General features: G+C 32.2%; 1 protein-coding gene. It reads left to right on the top strand.

All coding sequences use genetic code 11. The annotated features are described in order from the left end of the window. Positions 1-320, top strand: a 320-nt coding sequence (locus KVT11_RS19635) for a tyrosine-type recombinase/integrase (protein WP_217609125.1), incomplete at both ends; no start/stop codon positions are given.

The following is a 320-nucleotide window of genomic DNA, read 5'->3' as shown; positions in this document are numbered from 1 at the left end:
TAAAACAGATACTTTAATCTCATATCTTTCGATTATGAGTGTGAAAGACAGTGTTCGTGGGTACATTCAAAAGAATACAAAACAATTTAACAGAAGAAATTTGGAAACATTAATTCCTAGATTTTATAGAACGATAGAACAAGTATATGATTTTAAAGTAGAACAAGAATATCACCTTCGACCGAATGATACTAGGCACATCGCATTCATGTCTTTGATGATGCAAGGATATAGTCCTGTTGAGGTTGCACGATTAGGAGGACATAAAACAATTCAAATGCAATTACATTACAGTAATCATAAAGAGTACTGGGTAGATT

Source organism: Bacillus sp. GbtcB10 (genome assembly GCF_019091365.1).
In the GTDB taxonomy this organism is placed as follows: domain Bacteria; phylum Bacillota; class Bacilli; order Bacillales; family Bacillaceae; genus Bacillus; species Bacillus altitudinis.
Note: the sequence above shows the minus strand (reverse complement) of the source record. Positions and strands in the feature narration are given on the sequence as shown.